This is a genomic window from Streptomyces sp. NPDC048420 (genome assembly GCF_040651535.1).
Lineage (GTDB): Bacteria > Actinomycetota > Actinomycetes > Streptomycetales > Streptomycetaceae > Streptomyces.
Genome location: NZ_JBEZKG010000001.1, coordinates 493,545 through 514,027, shown reverse-complemented (window position 1 = coordinate 514,027; position 20,483 = coordinate 493,545). Strand labels below are relative to the sequence as shown.

Below are 20,483 nucleotides of genomic sequence, written 5' to 3'. Positions count from 1 at the left end.
CACTTACTCAACAAATTGACTATGGAGGCTCGATGCGAGCGTTCCGAGAAGCGGTCGAAGCCGGTGACTTCGGTGCCGTCGAGGCGTTGCTGGCCGAGGACGTGGTGTTCACGAGTCCGGTGGTGTTCAAGCCGTACGAGGGCAAGGCCATCACGGCGGCGATCCTGGGGGCGGTGGTGAAGGTCTTCGAGGACTTCCGCTATGTGAGCGAGCTCAGCAGCGAGGACGGCCGTGACCACGCGTTGGTGTTCGCGACCCGGGTGGGTGAACGGGCCCTGGACGGCTGTGACTTCATCCATCTCGACGAGGACGGTCGGATCGACCGGTTGATGGTGATGGTCCGTCCGCTGTCGGGCGCGCAGGCCCTGGCGGCGGCCATGGGGGCGCAGTTCGACGAGATCGCGAAGAAGGCGGAGGCGCGGGCGTCCTCCGCCGAGAGGGTGTAACCGTCGGGGTACGTCTCCCATCCGCTTGCCGGGGGGTCCCGGCGGTGACGGAGGCGATCGGCAGGGCTCGAACCCCCGCGCAGGCTCACGCGGTGGCGGCGGGTATGCGGCGCACGGCCCGCTGATGGCGGTCACGGACGCACTCGACGGTCCGTGACCACGGCTTCCCGCACCAGCGGCGGCGTCTTGATGCGCGGGGCGCGCAGCAGCGCGAAGGCGCAGGCCAGGCCGACCATGGCGAGCACAGCGCACGCGGTGAAGGCGGCCTGGTAGCCCGCGGTCAGGGCCGCGAGCCGCCCGCTGCCGACCGTGTGCGACACGGTCGCGGAGGTGACCACGGCGACCCCGAACGCCCCTCCGATCTGGAAGGCCGCCGTCTGGATGCCGGACGCGACTCCCGAGTCCCGTTCGCCGACACCGGTCAGGGCGGCGATCGACCCGGCCACCGCACAGGCGCCGACACCCGGCCCGAACAGCAGCAGCGCGGGCAGCAGGTCGCGCAGGAAGCCGCCGTCCACCGGCACCCCGGTCAGCAGCAGCGCGGCGAGCGCGGTCGCCGCCAGTCCGCCGACCGCGACCGGTCGGGCGCCGGTCCGGGTGACCAGGGCCTGTCCGGCGTACGACCCGACGACCGCCCCCAGCGGCATCACGACGTTGGCGAGGCCGAAGTGCAGCGGCGACCAGCCGAGGACGCCCTGGCCGTACTGGGACAGCGTGTACGACATCCCGAAGCAGGCGGCGCCGAGCAGGAAGACGACCAGGTTGGCGCCGCTCACCGTCCGGGAGCGCAGCAGGCGCAGCGGGACGAGCGGGGCCGCGGACCTGGACTCGGTGCGCAGGAAGACCAGGGCGAGCACGACGGCCAGGGCCAGCAGGCCGGTCGTACGGGCCGACAGCCAGCCCGCGCGGGGCGCCTCGACGACGGCGTACACGCAGGCGACCAGGGCGCCGGTGGCGGTGAGGGCGCCGATCGGGTCGAAGGAGCGGGTGCGGGTCCCGGTGCGGCTCTCGCGCAGCAGCACCGGGCTCAGGACCAGCAGGGCCAGTGCGACGGGCACGTTCAGGAAGAAGACCCACTGCCAGCCGAGGACATCGGTGAGGGGTCCGCCGATCAGCAGGGCGGCGGTCGCGCCGAACCCGCCGCTGCCGGACCAGAAGGCGAGGGCCTTGTTGCGTTCAGGTCCCTCCTCGAAGGTGTTCAGCAGGATCGACAGCGCGGTCGGCGCCATGACGGCGGCGGACACGCCCTGAACCGCGCGGGCGGCGATGAGCACGGACGCCGATCCGGCGGATCCGCACAGCAGCGAGGAGAGGCCGAACAGCAGGGTGCCGGTCATGAAGACGCGGCGGCGGCCCAGCAGGTCGGCGATCCGGCCGCCGAGCAGCAGCAGTCCGCCGAAACTGAGCAGATAGGCGCTCATGACCCATTGAGCGCCGCTCGCGGAGAAGCCGAGTCCGTCGGCGATCGACGGCAGGGCGAGGACGACGATCTGCGCGTCCAGGATCACCATGAAACCGGCGACGCAGAGCAGGCAGAGGGCGTACCAGCGGCGGGAGTCGGTGGCGGGCATGTCGGTGGCGGCGGTCATGGGTGCCTCCGGGTGTCTCGGGGTTGCCTTTCACCCCACCGACGAACGGCCTCTAACCGGATCGACACTCCGCGAGCCGCTTTTCGAGGAAGTTCCGCTCGGCGTCGGTCTCCACCAGCTCCAGCGCCCGCTCGTAGGCCACTGCCGCCGCGGTCGTACGGCCGCTGCGGCGCAGCAGGTCGGCGCGCGTGGCCGGGAGCAGGTGGTAGCCGCTCAGCTCGCCCTCCCGCTCCAGCTCCGCGACGAGTGCCAGTCCTGCGTCGGGGCCCTCGGCCATGCCGACGGCGACCGCGCGGTTGAGCCGGACCACGGCCGAGGGCACGAAGCGGACCAGTTCGCCGTACAGGGCGGCGATATCGGCCCAGTCGGTCTCCTCGGCCGTGGCGGCGGTGGTGTGGCAGGCGGCGATGGCGGCCTGGCTCTGGTAGGGCCCGGGGCGGCCGCGCCGCAGCGCCGTTTCCAGCAGGGCGGCGCCCTCGTCGATCTCGGCGTGGTCCCAGGCCGAGCGGTCCTGGTCCTCCAGGGTCACCAGCTCGCCGGCGCCGTCCACGCGGGTCTCGCGGCGGGCGTCGTGCAGGAGCAGCAGCGCCAGCAGGCCGAGGGCCTCGGGTTCGTCGGGCATGAGGCGGGCCAGGACCCGGGCCAGCCGGATGGCCTCCGCGCACAGGTTCCGTCGTACGAGATCGGCGCCCGAGGTGGCCGCGTATCCCTCGTTGAACAGCAGGTAGATCACGCCGAGCACGCCGGTCGTGCGCTCGGGCAGGAGGTGGGCGGGCGGGACGCGGTAGGGGATGCCGGCGTTGCGGATCTTCCTCTTGGCGCGCACCAGGCGCTGCGCCATGGTCGCCTCGGGGACGAGGAAGGCGCGGGCGATCTCCGGTGTGGTCAGCCCGGCCAGGGTGCGCAGCGTCAGGGCGACGCGGGCCTCGATGTGCAGCGCGGGGTGACAGCAGGTGAAGATCAGGCGCAGCCGGTCGTCCTGGACACCGCTGTCGTCGTACGGCTCCTCTGGGGCCGTGAGCATCGCCGCCTCCTGTAGTTTCCGCGCCCCGACGGCCTCCCGGCGCAGGACGTCCATGGCCCGGTTGCGGGCTGTCGTGGTGAGCCAGGCGCCGGGGCGGCGCGGGACGCCGTCGCGCCGCCACCGGTCGAGGGCCTGGGCGAAGGCGTCCTGCGCGCACTCCTCGGCGAGGTCCCAGTCGCCGGTCACCCGGATCAAGGTGGCGACGACCTGGCCCCACTCCTCGCGGAAGGCGGCGGCGACGGCCTCTTCCGGAGTCACTCCCACACGGGCCGCACTTCCACCGAACCGCCACCGAGCGCCGCCGGATGCCGGGAGGCGAGGGAGATCGCCTCGTCCAGGTCGGCGACCTCGATGATGTCGATGCCGGCGATGTACTCCTTGGACTCGATGAACGGGCCGTCGGTGAGCAGGACCTCATCGCCCTGGACGCGCACGGTGGTGGCGTCGGAGGCGGGGCGCAGCCGGGCCCCACCCTTGACGACGTCCCGGCTGCGGACCTCCTCGATGTAGGAGGCGAAGCGGGGGTCGTCGGCGATCTCGGCGGGGCTGAGCTCCTCGCCGCCGACGGGGGTGCAGATCAGCAGGGCGTACTTCATGACGTGGCCTCCGTGACGTGCTGGTGGACGATCAGCCAGCGCGGACCGTTGTTGCGGTAGCCGGTGGTGACGCGCAGCAGCCTGTCGTCGGTACGGACGAGGGCGTGGCCGAAGGCGATGCTCTCGTCGACGTGGACCCGGAACTCCAGCACCTCGCGGGTGACCGGCCCGGTCTCCACCCAGAGCTTGCGGAGCGCCTCGACGCCCCTGTACGGCCGACCGTTCGACACGACCTCGGCGTCCTGCGCGTGGCAGGCGACCGTCCGCTCGACGTCCCCCGTGCGGGCCGCCTCCGTCAGTTCGGCCTCAAGGCGCCGGATCTCCCCCTCGGCGTCCTCGTCCTCCCAGAACGGCCGTACCTCCATGGCGCCGATGGTCGCCACGGGGTGTTTCGCGGCCGCCTCGATCGCCTCCTCCAGGCTGTCGCAGTCCAGGATGTCGAAGCCGGCGACGTACTCCTTGGTCTCCGCGAACGGCCCGTCGGTGCGCAGCACCTCACCGCCTCGCACCCGCACGGTGACCGCGTCGGCGGGCAGCGCGAGCCGGTGCCCGTGCCGCCGTACGCCGCGGTCTCCGAGCTCCTCGACCCAGGGTTCGACGGGGGCCATGTCCGAGGCGTCGTTGGTGTCGTCGCCGCAGACGAGCAGCATGTACTTCATGGATCCTCCCGGTCCTCATGAGCTTCCTACACCCACCCGACGAACGGGACCGGCTCGAATCGACACAGGGGCGCGGAAAAGCTCTGCTTCGCGATTGGATGGGCTCATGACGTCCGACGAGCACGCGCGGCTGATGCGGGTCAACCAGGCCAACTGGGACGCCCGTACCCCCGTCCACCTCGCCAGCCGGTTCTACGGCCTCGACGAGGACCTCGATCCGGAGCGCTGGTTCGCCGCGTTCGAGTGGGAGGACCTCGGCGAGCTCACCGGCCGTGACGTGCTCCACCTGCAGTGCCATCTCGGCACGGAGACGGTGGCCTTCGCCCGTCGTGGGGCCCGGGCGGTGGGGCTCGACTTCTCGGAGGCCTCCGTCGCGGCCGCTCGGGAGATCGCGGCGGAGGCGGGCGTGGACGTGGAGTACGTGCCGGCGAACGTGTACGACGCCGTCGACGCACTGGGAGGGCGGCAGTTCGACGTCGTCTACACCGGCAAGGGCGCGCTGTGCTACCTCCCCGACCTGGCGCGGTGGGCGGACGTGATCGGTCAACTGCTGCGCCCCGGCGGACTGTTGTACGTGGTGGAGTTCCATCCACTGCTCAACTCCCTCGGCCCGAAGCCCGCTCCCGGCGAGGGGCCCGAGCTGCTGCTCCGGCACGACTATCTGGGCGGCGGCGGGCCGGTGCGCCGGGACGCGACCCGCACCTACACCGACGGTCCGGCCGTCGAGGGGGCCACGGAGAGCTTCGAGTGGATGCACGGAATAGGAGAGGTCTTGGGTGCGTTGACGGAGGCGGGACTGAGCGTGCGGCGACTCCGTGAGAGCGACGAGTTGCCCTGGCCTCGCTGGCCGCAGATGCGGCACACGCCGTCCGGCTGGTGGCGACTTCCCGAGCCTCGGATCCCGCTTCTCTACGGACTCCTCGCCACGCGCTGAACCTCCGTGGTACCGTCCTGCTAGCACCTGTGTACGCCCGTTCGAGGGCGCCGGTGCCAGTTCTCTCTTCACCTCGCCGGTCGATGGACCGGCCTCTCCTTCAGCAGCTCACAGGTTCATGGGTGCTGTCTTCCGCCGCCCGAAGGCGTCGTACGCCTTCCTTCTCGCGGCTTCTCCCCTTCCTTCCGCATGCCTCATGCCGACCGTCCTCGAAAGGACCGACCACCATGACCACCACTCTCGAACACCCTCCAGTCCAGCAGCAGCCCCCGGTCCGCGCCGTCACCGGCGTCCTCGACGTCGACGCGAGCGGGAAGGGGCACCTGCGCGCCGCCGACCTGCTGTCCACGCCCTCCGACCTCCAGGTCTCCCCCGCGTTGATCCGCAGGTTCGGCCTGCGCAAGGGCGATGTCGTCGACGGGGTGCGCGGCACCCAGCGCGCCCTCACCGAGGTCGCCCGCGTCAACGGCCGTACGCCCGACAAGAACCGCCGTCACTTCGGTGACCTCACCCCGCTGCACCCGCGTGAGCGGATCCGTCTCGAACACCCGGCGGCCGGGCTGACCGGCCGGGTCGCCGACCTGATCGCACCTGTGGGCAAGGGCCAGCGCGGGCTGATCGTGGCCCCGCCCAAGACCGGCAAGACCGTGCTGCTCCAGCAGATCGCGGCAGCCGTCGCAGGCAACCACCCCGAGTGCCGCCTGATGGTGGTACTGCTCGACGAACGCCCCGAGGAGGTCACCGACATGCGGCGTTCCGTGCGCGGCGAGGTGTACGCCTCCACGTTCGACCGCACGCCCAAGCAGCACATCGCGCTCGCCGAGCTGGTGATCGAGCGGGCCAAGCGGCTCGTCGAGGCCGGCGAGGACGTCGTGATCCTGCTCGACTCCCTGACCCGGCTGTGCCGGGCCCACAACAACGCGGCTCCCGGCAACGGCCGTACCCTCAGCGGCGGTGTCGACGCGACCGCGCTGATCGGGCCGAAGAGGTTCTTCGGCGCCGCCCGGCTCACCGAGGAGGGCGGCTCGCTGACCATCCTCGCCACCGCCCTCGTGGAGACCGGCTCCCGCGCGGACGACTTCTACTTCGAGGAGCTGAAGAGCACCGGCAATATGGAGCTGCGCCTCGACCGCGAACTCGCCTCCCGGCGCGTCTTCCCGGCCGTCGCCATCAACCCCTCCGGCACCCGCCGGGAGGAACTCCTGCTGTCTCAGGCGGAGTTGACCGCCGTACGGGGACTGCGGCGGGTTCTCCAGAGCGGAGACGGCCAGGGCAACCTGGAGACGCTTCTCCAGCGGATGCGGGAGACCCCGGACAACGCGACGTTCCTGCGGCGGATCCAGCCGACGCTGCCCGCCGGCTAGCCCAGTCGAAGCGCCTGCCATTCCTCGTCGTCGAGGGTGAGCAGCCGGTCGAGTTCGGCCCGGTCGGGCGCCGTGGGCACGTCGCCGCCGGTGGCCAGGGCCGCGGCGGCCATCAGATCGCCCAGGCGCAGGGCGACCGCCACCTCTCTGCCTTCGAGATGGGCCGCGAGATATCCGGCCGCGAAGGCGTCCCCCGCGCCGACACCTTCGACGATCCGTGAGTCCGGTGCGGCCACGAACACCTCCCCGCCGTCGGCGGTGTACGCCGTGGCGCCGTGTTCCGCGTCCTTGACGACGATGACGGCGGCCGGTGCGAGCAGCTCTCGGATCTCTTCCGGCTTGGCGGTACCCCAGAGCGTCTCCGCCTCGTCGCGTCCGACGAAGACGATGTCGGCGCGGCGGGCCGGTTCCAGCAACGCGGTCGCCGGGTCGGTCTCCACAGGGCGGGACGGTGGTTGACGTCGAAGGAGACGGTCGCACCCGGGACCGCCCTGCAGACGACGATCTCCGTGACCAGCTCCGCGCAGCTGTCGGAGAGGGCCATGTGATGCCGCTGAGGTGCAGCAGCGGGGCATGGCACGCGTTCGCGAGGGCCGGTCCCATGCGGGTGGCTGCCGAGCCCCTGCGGTCCTAGTACGTGCCGGTGCCCGTCGGACCGGTGTCCTTGAAGTACACGCCGGTCGGACGGTCCGGGTCGGTCTCGACACCGCGGACGTCGACCCCACGGCCTCGGAGGTCCGCCAGGACGCGCCGGCCGAGCGGATCGTCGCCGACCCGGCTCACCCAGGCCACGCGGTGCCCCAGAGCGGCGAGCCCGCAGGCCATGTTGGACTCGGCGCCGCCCACCTCCAGGCGCAGGACGTGCTGCCGTTCCAGTGGCTCCTGGTCGTGCGGGACCAGGACGGCCATCGTCTCGCCGAGGCAGACGACCTCCATGGCGTCGCGAGACCTCACGTGTCGAGCACCCGGTGCAGGAACTGCTGGGTCCGTGCCTCGGCGGGAGAGCCGAACACCTGCTCAGGCGGGCCCTGTTCGAGGACGACCCCGCCGTCCATGAAGACGACCCGGTCGGCGGTGTCCCGCGCGAACCGCATCTCGTGGGTGACGACGACCATCGTCATGCCCTCCTCGGCGAGCGAGCGCATGACACCGGTGACCTCACCGACGAGTTCGGGGTCGAGGGCGGAGGTCGGCTCGTCGAAGAACATGATCGCCGGGTCCATGGCGAGCGCCCGGGCGATGGCGACCCGCTGCTGCTGCCCGCCGGAGAGCTGGGCGGGGTAGGAGTCCGCCTTGTCGGCGAGACCGACCCGGGCCAGCGCGGCCCGCCCGCGCTCCTCGGCCTCCGCCCTGCCCAGCCTGCGCACCTTGGACAGCGCCAGAGTGACGTTGCCCAGCGCGGTCTTGTGCGGGAACAGGTTGAACTGCTGGAAGACCATGCCGACATGGCCGAAGATCTCCGACGCGCGCTTGCGGTCATGCAGCGGTACGTCCTTCACCCACACCTCGCCGCTGTCGGCGCGCTCCAGGTCGCACATGATCCGCAGCAGGGTCGACTTGCCGGAGCCGCTGGCCCCGATGAGGACGACGACCTCACCGGGTTCGACGCCGATGTCGACGCCCTTGAGGACCTCCAGGACCCCGAAGCTCTTGTGCACTCCGGACAGGGAGACGCGGGCGCTCGCCACCCCTCGGTCCGTGGTCGTGGTCGTCATGCGGTGACAGCCTTTCTCTCCATCCGCCGTACCAGGACCGACAGCGGATAGCAGATGACGAAGTAGAGGACGGCGACGGCGAGATACGACGAGGTCGGGTCGCCCACGCGGTCGATGACGGCCTGGCCCTGGCGGACGAGTTCGACGTAGCCGATGACCACGGCGATCGAGGTGTCCTTGATGAGGGAGAGGTACTGGCCGACCAACGGAGGCAGCACGATCGCCCGGGTCTGGGGCAGGATCACCCCGCCGAAGGTCTGCACCCGGCTCAGGCCGAGCACCCGGGATGCCTCCCACTGACCGCGCGGGACGGCCTCGATGCCGGCCCGGAAGACCTCCGCGATGTAGGCGCCCTGATAGGGGGTGAGGGCGAGCAGGGCCGCACCGAAGACGCTGATGGCGAACCCGCTCAGATAGGCCGCGCCGAAGTGAGCACCGTGCTGAGGCTGGTCGCACCGCTCAAGGACGTACGCCTGGTCGACCAGGACCCCGAGTCCGGCCGCTACCGTCTGGGGCCGCAGAACGCCCTGCTCGGTCAGGCCTATCTGGAGCGGCGCGACACCCGGCAGATCACCGCCCCCCGTACTGCACCGGCTCGCCGAGGAAAGCGGCGAGACCGTCCACCTGGTGAGCTTCGACCCGCCGGAGATCGTCTACATCGACAAGGTCGAGAGTCCCCGCGCGGTCCGCATGCACTCCCGCATCGGCGGCCGGCTGCCCGCCTACTGCACGGCGACCGGCAAGGTGTTCCTCGCGCACGCCAAGGACGACGTACTGGGCACGGTGATCGCGGCGGGCATGCCGGCCCGCACCCCGACCACCATCACCTCCCCCGAGCGGCTCCTCGCCGAGCTCGACCTCATCCGCGAGCGCGGGTACGCCGTCGACGACGTGGAGAACGAACAGGACATCCGGTGCGTCGCCGCCCCCGTCCACGACCACACGGGAGCCGTCACCACCGCCGTCAGCATCTCCGGCCCGGCGACCCGGGTCACCCGCGAACGCCTCCCCGAGCTGGGCACCCTGCTCATCTCGGCCACCCGCTCCATCACCGAGGACCTGGGCGGCAGCACGCCGTAGCGGTGCCCGCCCTGTGCCATCCGGGTGCTCGCGCCCGCCGTCCGGCCCGGGCAGCGCCACGCGGGGCGGATCCATTCCTAGCTTTGCGGTATGACAATCGGATTTCCCTCCCGGATGGCCGTCTCTGCCTGCGCTCTGTGCACCTCGGGCCTGCTGGTGTTCGCTTCCGCGACGGCGGCCGCCCACCCGGGCTCGGACCCCGACGCACCCGGCGGACCACGGGCCGTGGCCGCGTCGCCCGCCCTGCTCTACCGCTCCGGCACCCAGGTCCGGCCGCACCGGGGCGTGCCCCGGGTCCCGGACGTGTCCGCGCTGTCGTGGGTGGTGGCCGACGCCCACAGCGGGGAGGTGCTGGCCGCGCACAACGCGCACCGCAGGCTGCCGCCGGCCAGCACCCTCAAGACCCTCTTCGCCCTGACCGTGCTGCCGGTGCTGCCCGGCGGCCTCAGACACCGGGTCGGCGAGGACGAGCTGGCCGGCATCGGGCCCGGCAGCAGCCTGGTCGGGGTGGCCGAGGGACGGACGTACCGGGTGGCCGACCTGTGGCGCGGGGTCTTCCTCAACTCGGGCAACGACGCCGTGCACGTCCTGGCCCGGCTGGGCGGCGGCTGGCGCGCGACCGCCGCCCGGATGCAGGCCAAGGCGCGGGCCCTGGGCGCCCGTGACACCCACGTCCGCTCCCCCGACGGCTACGACACCCCGGGCCAGGTCTCCTCGGCCTACGACCTCGCGGTCTTCGGGCGGGCCGGACTGCGCAACCCGGACTTCGCGCGGTACTGCGGCACGGCCGAGGCGAAGTTCCCCGGCCGGGGCGGACGGTCGTACGGCATCCAGAACACCAACCGGCTGCTCACCGGCGCCGACGACGTGGAGCGGTACCCCGGCCTGCTCGGCATCAAGAACGGCTACACCAGCCACGCCGGCAACACGCTGGTCGCCGCCGCTCGCCGGGGTGACCGGACGCTGGTGGTCACGGTGATGAACCCGCAGGAGGGCGGCGGATTCGCGGTCTACGAGGAGGCGCGCGAGCTGCTCGACTGGGGATTCGGGGCGGCCGGGCGGGTGGATCCGGTGGGCTCACTGGACGCGCTGCGGGCGAAGCCCCGGCCGGGTCCCGAGGCCGTGCCGGTCGCGGCGGCGGTGTCGCCGGAGGACGGCGGGCCCGGCTGGCTGGAGACCTGGGCCATCCTGGGCGCCGCCGGGCTCGGTGCGGGATCGATGGCGCTGGCGCTGCGGTCCCGGTTCGGGCGGGCGGCGCGGGGCTGACCCACCGGCAGCCACAGCAGCAGGCCGAGCGTGATCCAGGTGTAGGTGTTGCTGCCGAGGAAGCCGTCGATGCCGGACGCGTCGTCGAACCACAGCCACACCACGCTGGTGCACATGACCGCGTAGAGGGCGCCCGCGACCCGGGCGTGCCCTGTGCGCACGAGGACGGCGAAGGACGGCAGCAGCCACACCAGGTGGTGCACCCACGTGATCGGGCTGACCAGACAGGCGGTGAGCCCGGTCAGCGCGAACGCGGCCGCCCAGTCCCCCGCCACCACGGCCCGCCGCGCCCGCACGGCCCACACGCCCAGGGTCAGCAGCACGGCCACCGCCCACACCGCGCGGTCCGTTTCGCCGAGCCGGGCCAGGATGCCCTGGAGCGACTGGTTGGAGACGTAGTCCAGGCGGCCCACCCTGGTCGTGTCCCACAGGGCGTCGGTCCAGTAGAAACGCGAGGCGTCGGGGGCGACCACGGCCGCGAACCCGGTGGCCGCGAGGGCCACCACCGTGGCGACCGCCGCCGCGCGCCAGCGCCGGGCGACCAGCAGCAGGCCGATGAAGAGCGCCGGGGTGAGCTTGACCGCGGCGGCCAGACCGATGCCGATGCCGGCCCGGCGCTCCCGGCCCGTGGCGAGCAGCCAGGCGTCGACCAGGACCAGGGCCAGCAGCAGGAGGTTCACCTGCCCGAAGCTGAACGTGTCGCGCAACGGTTCGAACAGCGCGAGCGCACAGGCGCCCAGGGCACAGCCGTACCAGCCGTAGCGCCGCCAGGCCCGGCCGGTGAGCAGGCGCATCACCACAGCCAGCGCCGCCAGGTTGAGCAGCAGGCCCACCACGATCGCCGTGCGCAGGTCGAGCAGGGCCATCGGGAGCATGGCGACAGCCGCGAACGGCGGGTACGTGAAGCCGTACGTCGTCCCCGGCACCCGGTAGTCGTAGAGCCGTCCGCCGTGGTGGATCCAGGTGTCGACGGCTCCGTGGTAGACGCGCAGATCGAACCAGTCGCGCAGGAGCGGCACGGTCGCGGTGAAGACGGTGACGGCGGTAACGGCGGCGAGGGCCGGCAGCAAGCGGCCGCGGTCCGTGGTCGGTGTCCTCATGCCGTGTGTCCCGTCGCCGGGGCCTGGGCCGTCTGAAGTGCCTGCACGAGTACGACCAGGGCGAGCACGCCTCCGGAGACGGCGAGGACGAGTTGTCCGGCGTCGGCCGGGCCGCCGCTCGGCAGGGTGGCGAGGGCGAGCACGCCCGTCACGGCGGCCACCCGGTGCCGTACCGAGGCGCTGGGTGCGGCGGCCGCTATGAGGAACAGCCCCCACAGCGCGTACCAGGGGCGGATCGCCGGCCCGAGGGCGGCGACGGTGGCGAGGCTCAGGCCCAGGGCGTACACGGGCCGCGGGCGCAGGCGCAGCCATATGTAGCCGATGACGACGACGGCGGTCACGACGCCGAAGGCGTGCCAGGCGGGGACGGCCAGTGGGGCCAGGTCACTGCCGAGCCGCTCCAGCAGGGCCTCGGTGGCGCGGCCGAGGAGGCTGGTCAGGGCCCAGTTCCCGGACGACACCGGGGTGTTGAGGGCGCCGATCCAGCCGTAGCCGGTGCCCGCGACGGCCGTTGCGACGACGGTGGTGACCGCGGCCGAGGCAGTGGCCTTCAGGACAGCCTTCGCGGGGTGGTCGCCGGCCCGGATCCGCAGTACGACGATCGCGGCGAGCCCCAGGGCGGCGGGCGCCTTCACCAGAGCGGCCAGGGTCACGAGTACGGCGCCGAGGATCGGCCACCGGCCAAGTGCGGCGACCAGACCGAGGCCCAGCAGGCCGAGCATGACCGCGTCGTTGTGTGCGCCCGCGACCAGGTGGAGCAGCACCAGCGGGTTGAGGGCGCCGAGCCAGAGCGCGGCGGCCGGGTCGGCTCCGCTGTGCCGGGCGAGACGGGGCAGCGCGGCCGCCATCAGGGCGACGCCGAGCAGGGCGACGAGCCGCATCCCGAGCAGACCGGCGGGGAGTTCCTCGCGGGACGCCTTGGCCAGTACGGAGGCCACGCCCAGGAATACCGGGCCGTACGGGGCGGCCGTGTTCTGCCACATGGGGGCGACCTCGTCGGCGAGGGGTCCGCCGAGGAGGGCGGGCCCCTGGCTGTAGACGTCCATGTGGGCGTCCGCCATCGCGCCCTGGGCGAGATAGCTGTAGACGTCCCGGCTGAACAGGGGTGGCGCGAGCAGCAGTGGGGCCGACCAGATGATCAGGACGGCCATGAGCTCGCGCGTGCTGGGTTTCTTGTCGGCGCCGCGCACCAGGCGGCCGAGGAGGAGCCAGGCGGCTATCAGGAGGACGACACCGAAGTAGGCGCCGACCAGTCCGAGCGCCGCGCCGGGCGAGGCCGGGGTGAGCAACTCCCGCACGGGGAGGGCGCCGGCCGTCTCACCTCCTGCGGCAAGGAAGGCGGTGCCGACCAGACCGAGGATCTGGCAGCGGCGGAGATCGACGGGAACTTTGGCCAACACGTCAGCAGCGTGTCAGTTTTGGGTGGCTGGAAGGCGACGGGGTGGAGACCGGGGTGTGACCGGTGCGTGGTCGGGTGCGGGCCGGTCGTGCGCGGGCGGTTCAGAACACGGACAGGCCCGTGAGCGTCGTGAACCTGTCCAGGGCCGCCACCCCCGCCACCGAGTTGCCGCGCTCGTCCAGGCCAGGGCTCCACACGCACAGCGTGCAACGCCCCGGCACCACCGCGATCACACCGCCGCCCACTCCGCTCTTGCCCGGCAGCCCCACCCGGTAGGCGAAGTCGCCCGCCGCGTCGTACGTGCCGCAGGTCAGCATGATCGCGTTGATCTGCTTGGCCTGGCTGCGGGTGAGGAGGCGGGTGTCGTCGGCGCGGATGCCGTGGCGGGCCAGGAAGGTGGTGGCGAGGGCCAGGTCGGCGCAGGACGCCCTGATCGAGCACTGACGGAAGTACTGGTCGAGCAGGACCGGGATGTCGTTGTCGATGTTTCCGTACGCGGCCATGAAGTGGGCCAGGGCCGCGTTGCGGTCACCGTGGGCGGACTCGGAGGCGGCCACGTCCTCGTCGAAGTCCAGGGCCGGGTTGCCGCTCTCCTCGCGCAGGAAGGACAGCAACTCCCCCGCCGCGTTTCCGGTACGGCTGTGAAGGCGGTCGGTGACGACGAGGGCGCCGGCGTTGATGAACGGGTTGCGCGGGATGCCGTTCTCGTACTCCAGCTGCACCAGGGAGTTGAAGGGGTTGCCGGAGGGCTCGCGGCCCACGTGCTCCCACAGTTCGTCGCCCTCGCGGGCCAGGTCGAGCGCGAGGGTGAAGACCTTGGTGATCGACTGGGTGGAGAACGGCTCCCGCCAGTCCCCCACGCCGTACACCGTGCCGTCGAGTTCGGCGACGGCCATGCCGAAGCTGCGCGGGTCGCAGGCGGCGAGCGCCGGGATGTAGTCGGCGGCGCGGCCCCGGCCCGGGGTGCGTTCGATCTCCTCGGCGATGCGCTCCAGGACCGGCTGGAAGGTGAGCGACGACGTCGTTGCCATGATCACTATTGTGCCTCCGGGCCGGTTCTGGTGCGTGTCACCGCAGGTGGGGGCTGTCAGGCGCGAGGCGAGCCGGTGCCCGCGACGACCTCCGGCCGCAGCAGGTCGGCGAGCGTCTCGGCGGGCAACAGGCCCTTCTCCAGGACGAGTTCGGCCACTCCCCGGCCGCTGACGAGCGCCTCCTTGGCGATGTCCGTGGCGGCCGTGTAGCCGATGTGCGGGTTGAGGGCGGTGACCAGGCCGATCGAGTTCTCGACCGTCCGGCGCAGCGCCTCGGTGTTGGCGGTGATGCCGTCCACACAACGCTCGGCGAGGGTGAGACAGGCGGCGCGCAGGTGGGTGATCGACTCCGAGAGGGAGTGCAGGATGATCGGCTCGAACGCGTTGAGCTGGAGCTGTCCGGCCTCCGCGGCCATCGTGATGGCGACGTCGTTGCCGATCACCTCGAAGGCGACCTGGTTGACGACCTCGGGGATCACCGGATTGACCTTGCCGGGCATGATCGACGAACCGGCCTGTACGGGCGGCAGGTTGATCTCGCCGAGACCGGCGCGCGGCCCCGACGACAGCAGCCGCAGGTCGTTGCAGCTCTTGCTGAGCTTGACGGCGACCCGCTTGAGCACACCGGACATCTGGACGAACGCACCACAGTCCTGGGTCGCCTCGACCAGGTTGGCGGCGGTGACCAGAGGGAGTCCGGTGATCTCTGCGAGGTGGCGACGGGCCGACTCGGCGTACCCGGCGGGAGCGTTGAGCCCGGTCCCGATGGCCGTGGCCCCCAGGTTGATCTCATGGATCAACTGGACAGCCTCGTCAAGACGGCTGCGATCCTCGTCCATCATGACGGCATAGGCCGAGAACTCTTGACCGAGCGTCATGGGCACCGCGTCCTGCAACTGTGTACGGCCCATCTTGAGCACATCACGGAACTCGACGGCCTTACGGGCGAAGGAGTCCTGCAGTACAGCCATCGCGTTGAGCAGTCCACGGACCGCGAAGACCGTCGCTATCTTGACGGCGGTCGGGTAGACGTCATTGGTCGACTGCCCGAGGTTGACGTCCTCGTTGGGGTGCAGGAAGACGTACTGCCCCTTCTCGTGGCCCAGCAGTTCCAATGCCCGGTTGGCGATGACCTCGTTGGCGTTCATGTTGGTGGAGGTACCGGCACCGCCCTGGATCACGTCGACCACGAACTGGTCGTGGAGCTTCCCCTCCCGGATCTCCCGGCAGGCCTCGACGATGGCGGCGGCCTTCTTCGGCTCCAGCAGCCCGAGCTCCTCGTTGGCGAGGGCGGCTGCTTCTTTGACTGCGGCGAGGGCATCGATGAGATGGGGGTAGGCCGAGATCGGCGTACCCGTGATGGGGAAGTTCTCCGTGGCACGCAGGGTGTGCACACCCCAGTAGGCATCGACGGGAACATCCCGGTCACCGAGCAGATCATGCTCACGGCGGCTGACGACTGCGGTCATGAGGGTACGGGTCCTTCTTCCAAAGGGGATCAGTTGAGTTTTTTCAGGGGCGCGGGGAACTGCGCGACCAGCCCCCACGAACCCGCGGTCGCCATGCGAGAGATGTGGCTGTCTCCTAGGCGCAGGCGGACACGACAACCGGCTCCAGCGAACGAACGGGCTTCACTCGACCGACCTCACGGCCTCCTCCGAGCAGCGCCTCACCCTGGAACTCCGTGAGCAGCGAGGGCGAAACCCCGACACGGCCAAGCGCCGCCGCAACAACCGGCACCCGCGCCCGATTCGCCCCGTCGGAGATCTTCACGGCAACGGCCCTCCCATCGGGAAGCGCGGCCACCTGAACGCCCTCGAACCCGTCCTTGGCGAGCAGCCCGGGCACGGCCTTCATCAACGCGGCCACGTCACGCCCGGCCCCGGAAGCCATCTCGGGATGCTCCCGCATCGCATCGGCCACGCGCGCCTCGGGCGTGCCGGGAACCGCCGAGGTGATCCGTGCGGCGGCCCGGGCGAGCCCGTGCAGCGAGACGGAGAACAGCGGCGCGCCACAACCGTCCACCGTCACCCGCGCGATCCGCTGCCCGGTCAGGTCCTCGACGATCTCCGCGATCGCCTGCTGGAGCGGATGCGAGGGATCGAGATACCCCTCCAGCGGCCAGTCGTTGAGCACGCACGTGTACAGCATCGCCGCGTGCTTCCCGGAGCAGTTCTGGGCGAGCCGCGAGGGCGCACGGCCCGCACGCACCCACGCGTCCCGGACGGCGGGGTCGAAGGGCATGTCCGGGACGTTGCGCAGGGCGTCCTCGGGCACGCCCGCGAGCTCCAGGATCTTCCGGGCCCCGGTGAGGTGGCGTTCCTCGCCTGAGTGGCTGGCGGCGGTGAGCGAGAGGAGTTCACCGTCGAGCGGCAGCCCGGCCCGGACCATGGCCACGGCCTGGACCGGCTTGAGGGCGGACCGGGGGTAGAACGCGGCCTCGATGTCCCCGAGCTGGAACCGGACACCCCCGTCGCCGTCGAGTACGACGACTGAGCCGTAGTGGGTGCCCTCGATCAGTCCACCGCGGATGAGGTGGGCGACGGGAGCGTGCAGGGGTTCACGGACAAGGGGTGCGTCCGCAACAGGACTGCTGTACATCACTGCCTTCTCGTGGAGAGCGCCTCGCGGATCACGCGTCGGCGCCGGTGGTGGACTTGGCTGAGACCCGGCCCCGGACGGCGAACCATCCGGCGACCAGGGCCCCGACGATCAGCGGGAGGCACAGCACGGTGGTGCGGCCGGCGCCGCCGTCGGCGTACATGAGGACCAGGACGGAGGCGAGGAAGGCCAGCGTCACGAGTTCGGTCCAGGGGGATCCCGGCAGTCGGTAGCCGGGGCGGGTGAGGTCGCCCTTCTCGGTCTTCTGCCAGAAGAGCAGGTGACAGATCATGATCATGCCCCAGGTGGACAGGATCCCGATCGCGGCGAAGTTGAGCACGATCTCGAACGCGTCGGCGGGGACCACGAAGTTGAGGCCGACGCCGAGGACGCAGACGCCGCTGGTGAGCAGGATGCCGCCGTAGGGGACCTGGCTGCGGCTCATCACGCCGGTGAACTTCGGTGCCGAGCCGGACATGGCCATGGAGCGCAGGATGCGGCCGGTGGAGTACAGGCCGGAGTTGAGCGAGGACATGGCCGCGGTGAGGACGACGAGGTTCATCACGCCGCCGGCCGCGGGGATGCCGATGTTGGAGAGGACGGTCACGAAGGGGCTCTCGCCGGCGGTGTACTTGTTCCAGGGCAGCAGCATCGAGAGCAGGAGGACCGAGCCGACGTAGAAGAGGCCGACGCGCCACATGATCGAGTTGATCGCCTTGGGCATGATCTTCTCGGGGTTCTCGGTCTCGCCCGCGGCGACGCCGACGAGTTCGACGGAGGCGTAGGCGAAGACGACGCCCTGGATGATCAGCAGCATGGGCAGCAGGCCGCTCGGGAAGATGCCGCCGTTGTCGGTGATCAGGGACGGGCCGGGGTGGTGGCCGTCGATGGGGTGCTGGGTGGCCAGCAGGAAGATGCCGATCAACAGGAACGCCACGAGCGCGCCCACCTTGATGATGGCGAACCAGAACTCCAGCTCACCGAACATCTTCACGGAGATGAGGTTCACGGTGAGGACCACCGCGAGCGCGATGAGCGCGAGCACCCATTGCGGGATGTCGGCGAACATGCCCCAGTAGTGCGTGTAGAGGGCCACGGCGGTGATGTCGGCGATGCCGGTGGTGGCCCAGTTCAGGAAGTACATCCAGCCGGCGACGTAGGCGCCCTTCTCGCCGAGGAACTCCCGGGCGTACGACACGAAGGCGCCGGAAGAAGGCCGGTAGAGGACGAGTTCGCCGAGGGCGCGGACCACGAGGAAGGCGAAGAGTCCGCAGACCGCGTAGGCGATGAACAGGGACGGTCCTGCGTCGGCGAGGCGGCCGCCGGCGCCGAGGAAGAGGCCGGTGCCGATCGCGCCGCCGATGGCGATCATGTTGACGTGCCGTGACTTGAGGGACTTGCTGTATCCCTCGTCTCCGGCGTCGACATGACCGGAACCTTTCTGCACGCCGTCGCGCAGGGACTGCTCGCTCACGCCTGGGGCTCGCCTTCCGTGGGGGTGTCCGTGCCCGTGTTCGGGGAACGCACGATGTCGGTGAGGGTGGTCTCGACGCGGTCGAGGTGGTGGGACATCGCCTCCACCGCGTCGTGCTCGGAACCGTCGATCAGCGCCTCGACGATCGCGCGGTGCTCGCGGTTGGACTGCTCCCGGCGGCCGCCCAGTTCGTTGAGGAAGGCCGACTGACGCGCCAGTGCGTCCCGGATCTCCTCGATGACCCGGCGGAAGACCGGGTTCTGGGCGGCCTCGGCCACGGCGAGGTGGAAGAGGGTGTCCATCGCGACCCACGCGGTGGTGTCGGTCTCGCGTTCCATCCGGTCCAGGAGGTGGGCCAGGTGGTCGAGGTTCTCCGGGGTGCGGCGCTGTGCCGCGTACCCGGCGACCGGGATCTCGACGTGGCGGCGCACCTCCAGCAGGTCGCTGGCCGCGTAGTCGCCGAAGGTGGGGTCCTCCACCGCGTTGGCGACGACGAAGGTGCCCTTGCCGGTCTTGGAGACGGTCAGCCCCATGGTCTGCAGGGCCCTGAGGGCCTCGCGCAGCACAGGCCGGCTGATCTCCAGGGTGCGGCAGAGCTCCGCCTCGGAGGGGAGCTTGTCGCCGATGGCGTACTCCCCGCGCTCGATGGCGCCACGCAGATGCGCCAGCACCGCCTCCATGGCGCTGATGCGCCGCGGGGGCTGACTGGCTGTCCGGCTGTCTGACAGGTTCACAGGGGTGATACTCCGGGTGGCGGGAAGGGCTGTCAAGGGGTGGGGGCCGGGAGTGACGAACCTCTGGAGAGATCCGCACAGGGCATCGACACCGGGTTCGACACTTCCGCCGACGCACGGTCGTCCCTTACGACGCCCTCGCCGATCACGCCGACGCCGTACGGCACATCCTTGCCCGAACGAAACGACACGCCGGCTGCATGGCCGACAACCGCGCCCGGGGCCGGCGATCACCAGCGGGCTCCGCCGACGCCCACGGCGACAGGAGCGGGGTGGCCGAGTGCCGGCACCCCTTCGCACTCTTGTCCGCAACCAGTCGCCCGGTGTCTCGCCCAGGGCAGCGGCCGCACGGTCGCAAACGTCGACGACAGCGGCCGCCCGCGCCACCGGCGGACGACGGGGCGAGCAGGACGGCCGGCTGGATCGCCATGGCGGAGCTTGCCGCGGCCATCGTCGCTCTCGCGTTGCCGCGGCTCACGACCGCAACGGCCAGCGCGACCCCGACGACACCGCGGAAGCACGTTCGGCGTGCGCGCGGAGGTGCCGCCCACCCCGGCCCCCGGCCTCAGCTGCTGAGCGTGCCCGTGGCCAGCAGCCCGAACAGCAGCAGACCGACGACGATCCGGTAGATCACGAAGGCGTTGAAGGAGTGCTTGGCCACGAACTTCAGCAGCCAGGCGATGGAGGCGTAGGCGACGACGAAGGAGACGGCCGTGCCCACGGCGAGCGGGGCCGCGCCCACGCCCGCGCCGAGGGCGTCCTTGAGCTCGTAGAGGCCGGCGCCGGTGAGGGCGGGGATGCCGAGGAAGAAGGAGAGGCGGGTGGCGGCCACGCGGTCCAGGTCGAGGATCAGCGCCGTGGACATGGTGGCGCCGGAGCGGGAGAAGCCGGGGAAGAGCAGGGCGAGGATCTGCGAACTGCCGACCAGCATGGCGTCCTTGAAGGTGGTGTCGTCCTCACCGCGCTTGTGCCGGCCCATCTGGTCCGCCGCCCACATCACACCACTGCCGACGATCAGGGAGCCCGCGACCACCCACAGGGAGGCGAGCGGCCCCTCGATGAGCGGCTTGGCGGCGAGACCGACGATGACGATCGGGATGGTCGCGGCGATCACCCACCACGCGAACTTGTAGTCGTGGTGGTAGCGCTCCTCCTTGTTGACCAGGCCCCTCCCCCACGCGGAGACGATCCGCACGATGTCCTTGAAGAAGTACACGAGCACGGCGGCGATCGCGCCGACCTGGATGACGGCCGAGAACCCGACGACGGCGTCGTCGTCGACCGGGATGCTCATCAGCCCCTCGACGATCTTCAGATGGCCGGTGGAGGACACGGGCAGGAACTCGGTCACCCCCTCGACGGCTCCGAGGACGACGGCCTGACCGACGCTGATAACGCTCATGGGATCCAGTTCTTCTCAGGGGACGCGGGTGCGGCGGGGTCAGTCTTACTACACCCGGGCGAGGACCGA

20 protein-coding genes and 1 pseudogene are annotated in these 20,483 nt (G+C 71.1%); 5 read left to right on the top strand and 16 right to left on the bottom strand.

The annotated features are described in order from the left end of the window. Positions 1-32: 32 nt before the first annotated feature. The gene (locus AB0D34_RS02180; protein ID WP_362655098.1) at positions 33-446 is read left to right on the top strand and encodes a nuclear transport factor 2 family protein; all 414 of its coding nucleotides are present in this window, start codon (positions 33-35) and stop codon (positions 444-446) included. A gap of 131 nt (positions 447-577) precedes the next feature. Here the strand turns inward: AB0D34_RS02180 and AB0D34_RS02175 are convergent, their stop codons facing one another. Genes AB0D34_RS02175 through AB0D34_RS02160 form a run of 4 tightly spaced genes read right to left on the bottom strand, consistent with a single transcriptional unit; the run spans position 578 to position 4,314 of the window. Next, a complete protein-coding gene (locus AB0D34_RS02175) occupies positions 578-2,035 on the bottom strand; it encodes an MFS transporter (RefSeq protein ID WP_362655095.1) in 1,458 nt (485 codons plus the stop codon). A gap of 52 nt (positions 2,036-2,087) precedes the next feature. Beyond that, the gene (locus tag AB0D34_RS02170) at positions 2,088-3,317 is read right to left on the bottom strand and encodes an RNA polymerase sigma factor (RefSeq protein ID WP_362655092.1); all 1,230 of its coding nucleotides are present in this window, start codon (positions 3,315-3,317) and stop codon (positions 2,088-2,090) included. Next, on the bottom strand, positions 3,314-3,655 hold the full coding sequence (locus tag AB0D34_RS02165) for a YciI family protein (protein WP_362655089.1): 342 nt from the start codon (positions 3,653-3,655) through the stop codon (positions 3,314-3,316). Before AB0D34_RS02165 ends, AB0D34_RS02170 begins: the two co-directional genes overlap by 4 nt. Next, a complete protein-coding gene (locus tag AB0D34_RS02160; RefSeq protein WP_362655086.1) occupies positions 3,652-4,314 on the bottom strand; it encodes a YciI family protein in 663 nt (220 codons plus the stop codon). Before AB0D34_RS02160 ends, AB0D34_RS02165 begins: the two co-directional genes overlap by 4 nt. 106 nt (positions 4,315-4,420) lie before the next feature. Here AB0D34_RS02160 and AB0D34_RS02155 point away from each other — a divergent pair, with 106 nt between their 5' ends. Continuing rightward, a complete protein-coding gene (locus AB0D34_RS02155) occupies positions 4,421-5,248 on the top strand; it encodes a class I SAM-dependent methyltransferase (RefSeq protein WP_362655083.1) in 828 nt (275 codons plus the stop codon). 227 nt (positions 5,249-5,475) lie between these two features. Then, positions 5,476-6,612 carry a transcription termination factor Rho gene (gene rho / locus AB0D34_RS02150; RefSeq protein ID WP_362655081.1) on the top strand — a complete coding sequence of 379 codons (1,137 nt, stop codon included), beginning with the start codon at positions 5,476-5,478 and terminating at the stop codon, positions 6,610-6,612. On the opposite strand, the gene AB0D34_RS02145 is transcribed toward rho, so the two are convergent. The 4 genes from AB0D34_RS02145 to AB0D34_RS02130 all read right to left on the bottom strand — a co-directional run bounded on the left by AB0D34_RS02145 (position 6,609) and on the right by AB0D34_RS02130 (position 8,704). Then, positions 6,609-7,052, bottom strand: a complete 444-nt coding sequence (locus AB0D34_RS02145; protein WP_362655078.1) for a PfkB family carbohydrate kinase — start codon at positions 7,050-7,052, stop codon at positions 6,609-6,611. The two genes, rho and AB0D34_RS02145, sit on opposite strands and share 4 nt — an antisense overlap. 190 nt (positions 7,053-7,242) lie before the next feature. Further along, a complete protein-coding gene (locus AB0D34_RS02140) occupies positions 7,243-7,566 on the bottom strand; it encodes a PfkB family carbohydrate kinase (protein ID WP_362655075.1) in 324 nt (107 codons plus the stop codon). Beyond that, positions 7,563-8,327: an amino acid ABC transporter ATP-binding protein gene (locus tag AB0D34_RS02135; RefSeq protein WP_362655072.1), complete on the bottom strand. Its 765-nt coding sequence runs from the start codon at positions 8,325-8,327 to the stop codon at positions 7,563-7,565. Before AB0D34_RS02135 ends, AB0D34_RS02140 begins: the two co-directional genes overlap by 4 nt. Then, positions 8,324-8,704, bottom strand: a complete 381-nt coding sequence (locus AB0D34_RS02130; protein ID WP_362655402.1) for an amino acid ABC transporter permease — start codon at positions 8,702-8,704, stop codon at positions 8,324-8,326. Before AB0D34_RS02130 ends, AB0D34_RS02135 begins: the two co-directional genes overlap by 4 nt. A gap of 250 nt (positions 8,705-8,954) precedes the next feature. Between AB0D34_RS02130 and AB0D34_RS02125 the strand changes: the two genes are divergently transcribed. Both AB0D34_RS02125 and AB0D34_RS02120 read left to right on the top strand, forming a co-directional pair. Beyond that, positions 8,955-9,407, top strand: a complete 453-nt coding sequence (locus tag AB0D34_RS02125; RefSeq protein WP_362655069.1) for an IclR family transcriptional regulator — start codon at positions 8,955-8,957, stop codon at positions 9,405-9,407. 90 nt (positions 9,408-9,497) lie between these two features. Further along, positions 9,498-10,334, top strand: a pseudogene (locus tag AB0D34_RS02120) (serine hydrolase); the annotation flags it as partial. Positions 10,335-10,417: 83 nt separating this feature from the next. Here AB0D34_RS02120 and AB0D34_RS02115 read toward each other — a convergent pair. The 8 genes from AB0D34_RS02115 to AB0D34_RS02080 form a co-directional block, all read right to left on the bottom strand. Then, positions 10,418-11,773 carry a glycosyltransferase 87 family protein gene (locus tag AB0D34_RS02115; RefSeq protein WP_362655066.1) on the bottom strand — a complete coding sequence of 452 codons (1,356 nt, stop codon included), beginning with the start codon at positions 11,771-11,773 and terminating at the stop codon, positions 10,418-10,420. Next, the gene (mptB, locus tag AB0D34_RS02110; RefSeq protein WP_362655063.1) at positions 11,770-13,173 is read right to left on the bottom strand and encodes a polyprenol phosphomannose-dependent alpha 1,6 mannosyltransferase MptB; all 1,404 of its coding nucleotides are present in this window, start codon (positions 13,171-13,173) and stop codon (positions 11,770-11,772) included. The genes AB0D34_RS02115 and mptB overlap by 4 nt, the downstream gene beginning before the upstream one ends. Positions 13,174-13,273: 100 nt before the next feature. Beyond that, positions 13,274-14,203, bottom strand: coding sequence for a glutaminase (locus tag AB0D34_RS02105; protein ID WP_362655060.1), 930 nt, complete (start codon positions 14,201-14,203; stop codon positions 13,274-13,276). A gap of 56 nt (positions 14,204-14,259) precedes the next feature. Continuing rightward, on the bottom strand, positions 14,260-15,672 hold the full coding sequence (aspA, locus tag AB0D34_RS02100; protein ID WP_362655057.1) for an aspartate ammonia-lyase: 1,413 nt from the start codon (positions 15,670-15,672) through the stop codon (positions 14,260-14,262). Between the two features lie 115 nt (positions 15,673-15,787). Beyond that, positions 15,788-16,804 carry an asparaginase gene (locus AB0D34_RS02095; protein ID WP_362655054.1) on the bottom strand — a complete coding sequence of 339 codons (1,017 nt, stop codon included), beginning with the start codon at positions 16,802-16,804 and terminating at the stop codon, positions 15,788-15,790. A 31-nt stretch (positions 16,805-16,835) separates the two neighbouring features. Next, positions 16,836-18,278 (bottom strand): amino acid permease, encoded by a 1,443-nt coding sequence (locus AB0D34_RS02090; protein ID WP_362655051.1) that lies wholly within the window; start codon positions 18,276-18,278, stop codon positions 16,836-16,838. Continuing rightward, positions 18,275-18,958 (bottom strand): FadR/GntR family transcriptional regulator, encoded by a 684-nt coding sequence (locus AB0D34_RS02085; protein WP_362655399.1) that lies wholly within the window; start codon positions 18,956-18,958, stop codon positions 18,275-18,277. Before AB0D34_RS02085 ends, AB0D34_RS02090 begins: the two co-directional genes overlap by 4 nt. Positions 18,959-19,577: 619 nt before the next feature. Then, positions 19,578-20,414, bottom strand: coding sequence for an undecaprenyl-diphosphate phosphatase (locus AB0D34_RS02080; protein WP_362655048.1), 837 nt, complete (start codon positions 20,412-20,414; stop codon positions 19,578-19,580). Between the last annotated feature and the right edge of the window lie 69 nt (positions 20,415-20,483).

Excerpts from the sequence above, each read along its gene's own strand:
- AB0D34_RS02180 (WP_362655098.1), top strand. The coding sequence starts at position 33 with ATGCGAGCGTTCCGAGAAGCGGTCGAAGCCGGTGACTTCGGTGCCGTC.
- AB0D34_RS02175 (WP_362655095.1), bottom strand. The coding sequence starts at position 2,035 with ATGACCGCCGCCACCGACATGCCCGCCACCGACTCCCGCCGCTGGTAC.
- AB0D34_RS02165 (WP_362655089.1), bottom strand. The coding sequence starts at position 3,655 with ATGAAGTACGCCCTGCTGATCTGCACCCCCGTCGGCGGCGAGGAGCTC.
- AB0D34_RS02160 (WP_362655086.1), bottom strand. The coding sequence starts at position 4,314 with ATGAAGTACATGCTGCTCGTCTGCGGCGACGACACCAACGACGCCTCG.
- AB0D34_RS02155 (WP_362655083.1), top strand. The coding sequence starts at position 4,421 with ATGACGTCCGACGAGCACGCGCGGCTGATGCGGGTCAACCAGGCCAAC.
- rho (WP_362655081.1), top strand. The coding sequence starts at position 5,476 with ATGACCACCACTCTCGAACACCCTCCAGTCCAGCAGCAGCCCCCGGTC.
- AB0D34_RS02135 (WP_362655072.1), bottom strand. The coding sequence starts at position 8,327 with ATGACGACCACGACCACGGACCGAGGGGTGGCGAGCGCCCGCGTCTCC.
- AB0D34_RS02115 (WP_362655066.1), bottom strand. The coding sequence starts at position 11,773 with ATGAGGACACCGACCACGGACCGCGGCCGCTTGCTGCCGGCCCTCGCC.
- AB0D34_RS02105 (WP_362655060.1), bottom strand. The coding sequence starts at position 14,203 with ATGGCAACGACGTCGTCGCTCACCTTCCAGCCGGTCCTGGAGCGCATC.
- aspA (WP_362655057.1), bottom strand. The coding sequence starts at position 15,672 with ATGACCGCAGTCGTCAGCCGCCGTGAGCATGATCTGCTCGGTGACCGG.
- AB0D34_RS02095 (WP_362655054.1), bottom strand. The coding sequence starts at position 16,804 with ATGTACAGCAGTCCTGTTGCGGACGCACCCCTTGTCCGTGAACCCCTG.
- AB0D34_RS02085 (WP_362655399.1), bottom strand. The coding sequence starts at position 18,958 with ATGGAGGCGGTGCTGGCGCATCTGCGTGGCGCCATCGAGCGCGGGGAG.
- AB0D34_RS02080 (WP_362655048.1), bottom strand. The coding sequence starts at position 20,414 with ATGAGCGTTATCAGCGTCGGTCAGGCCGTCGTCCTCGGAGCCGTCGAG.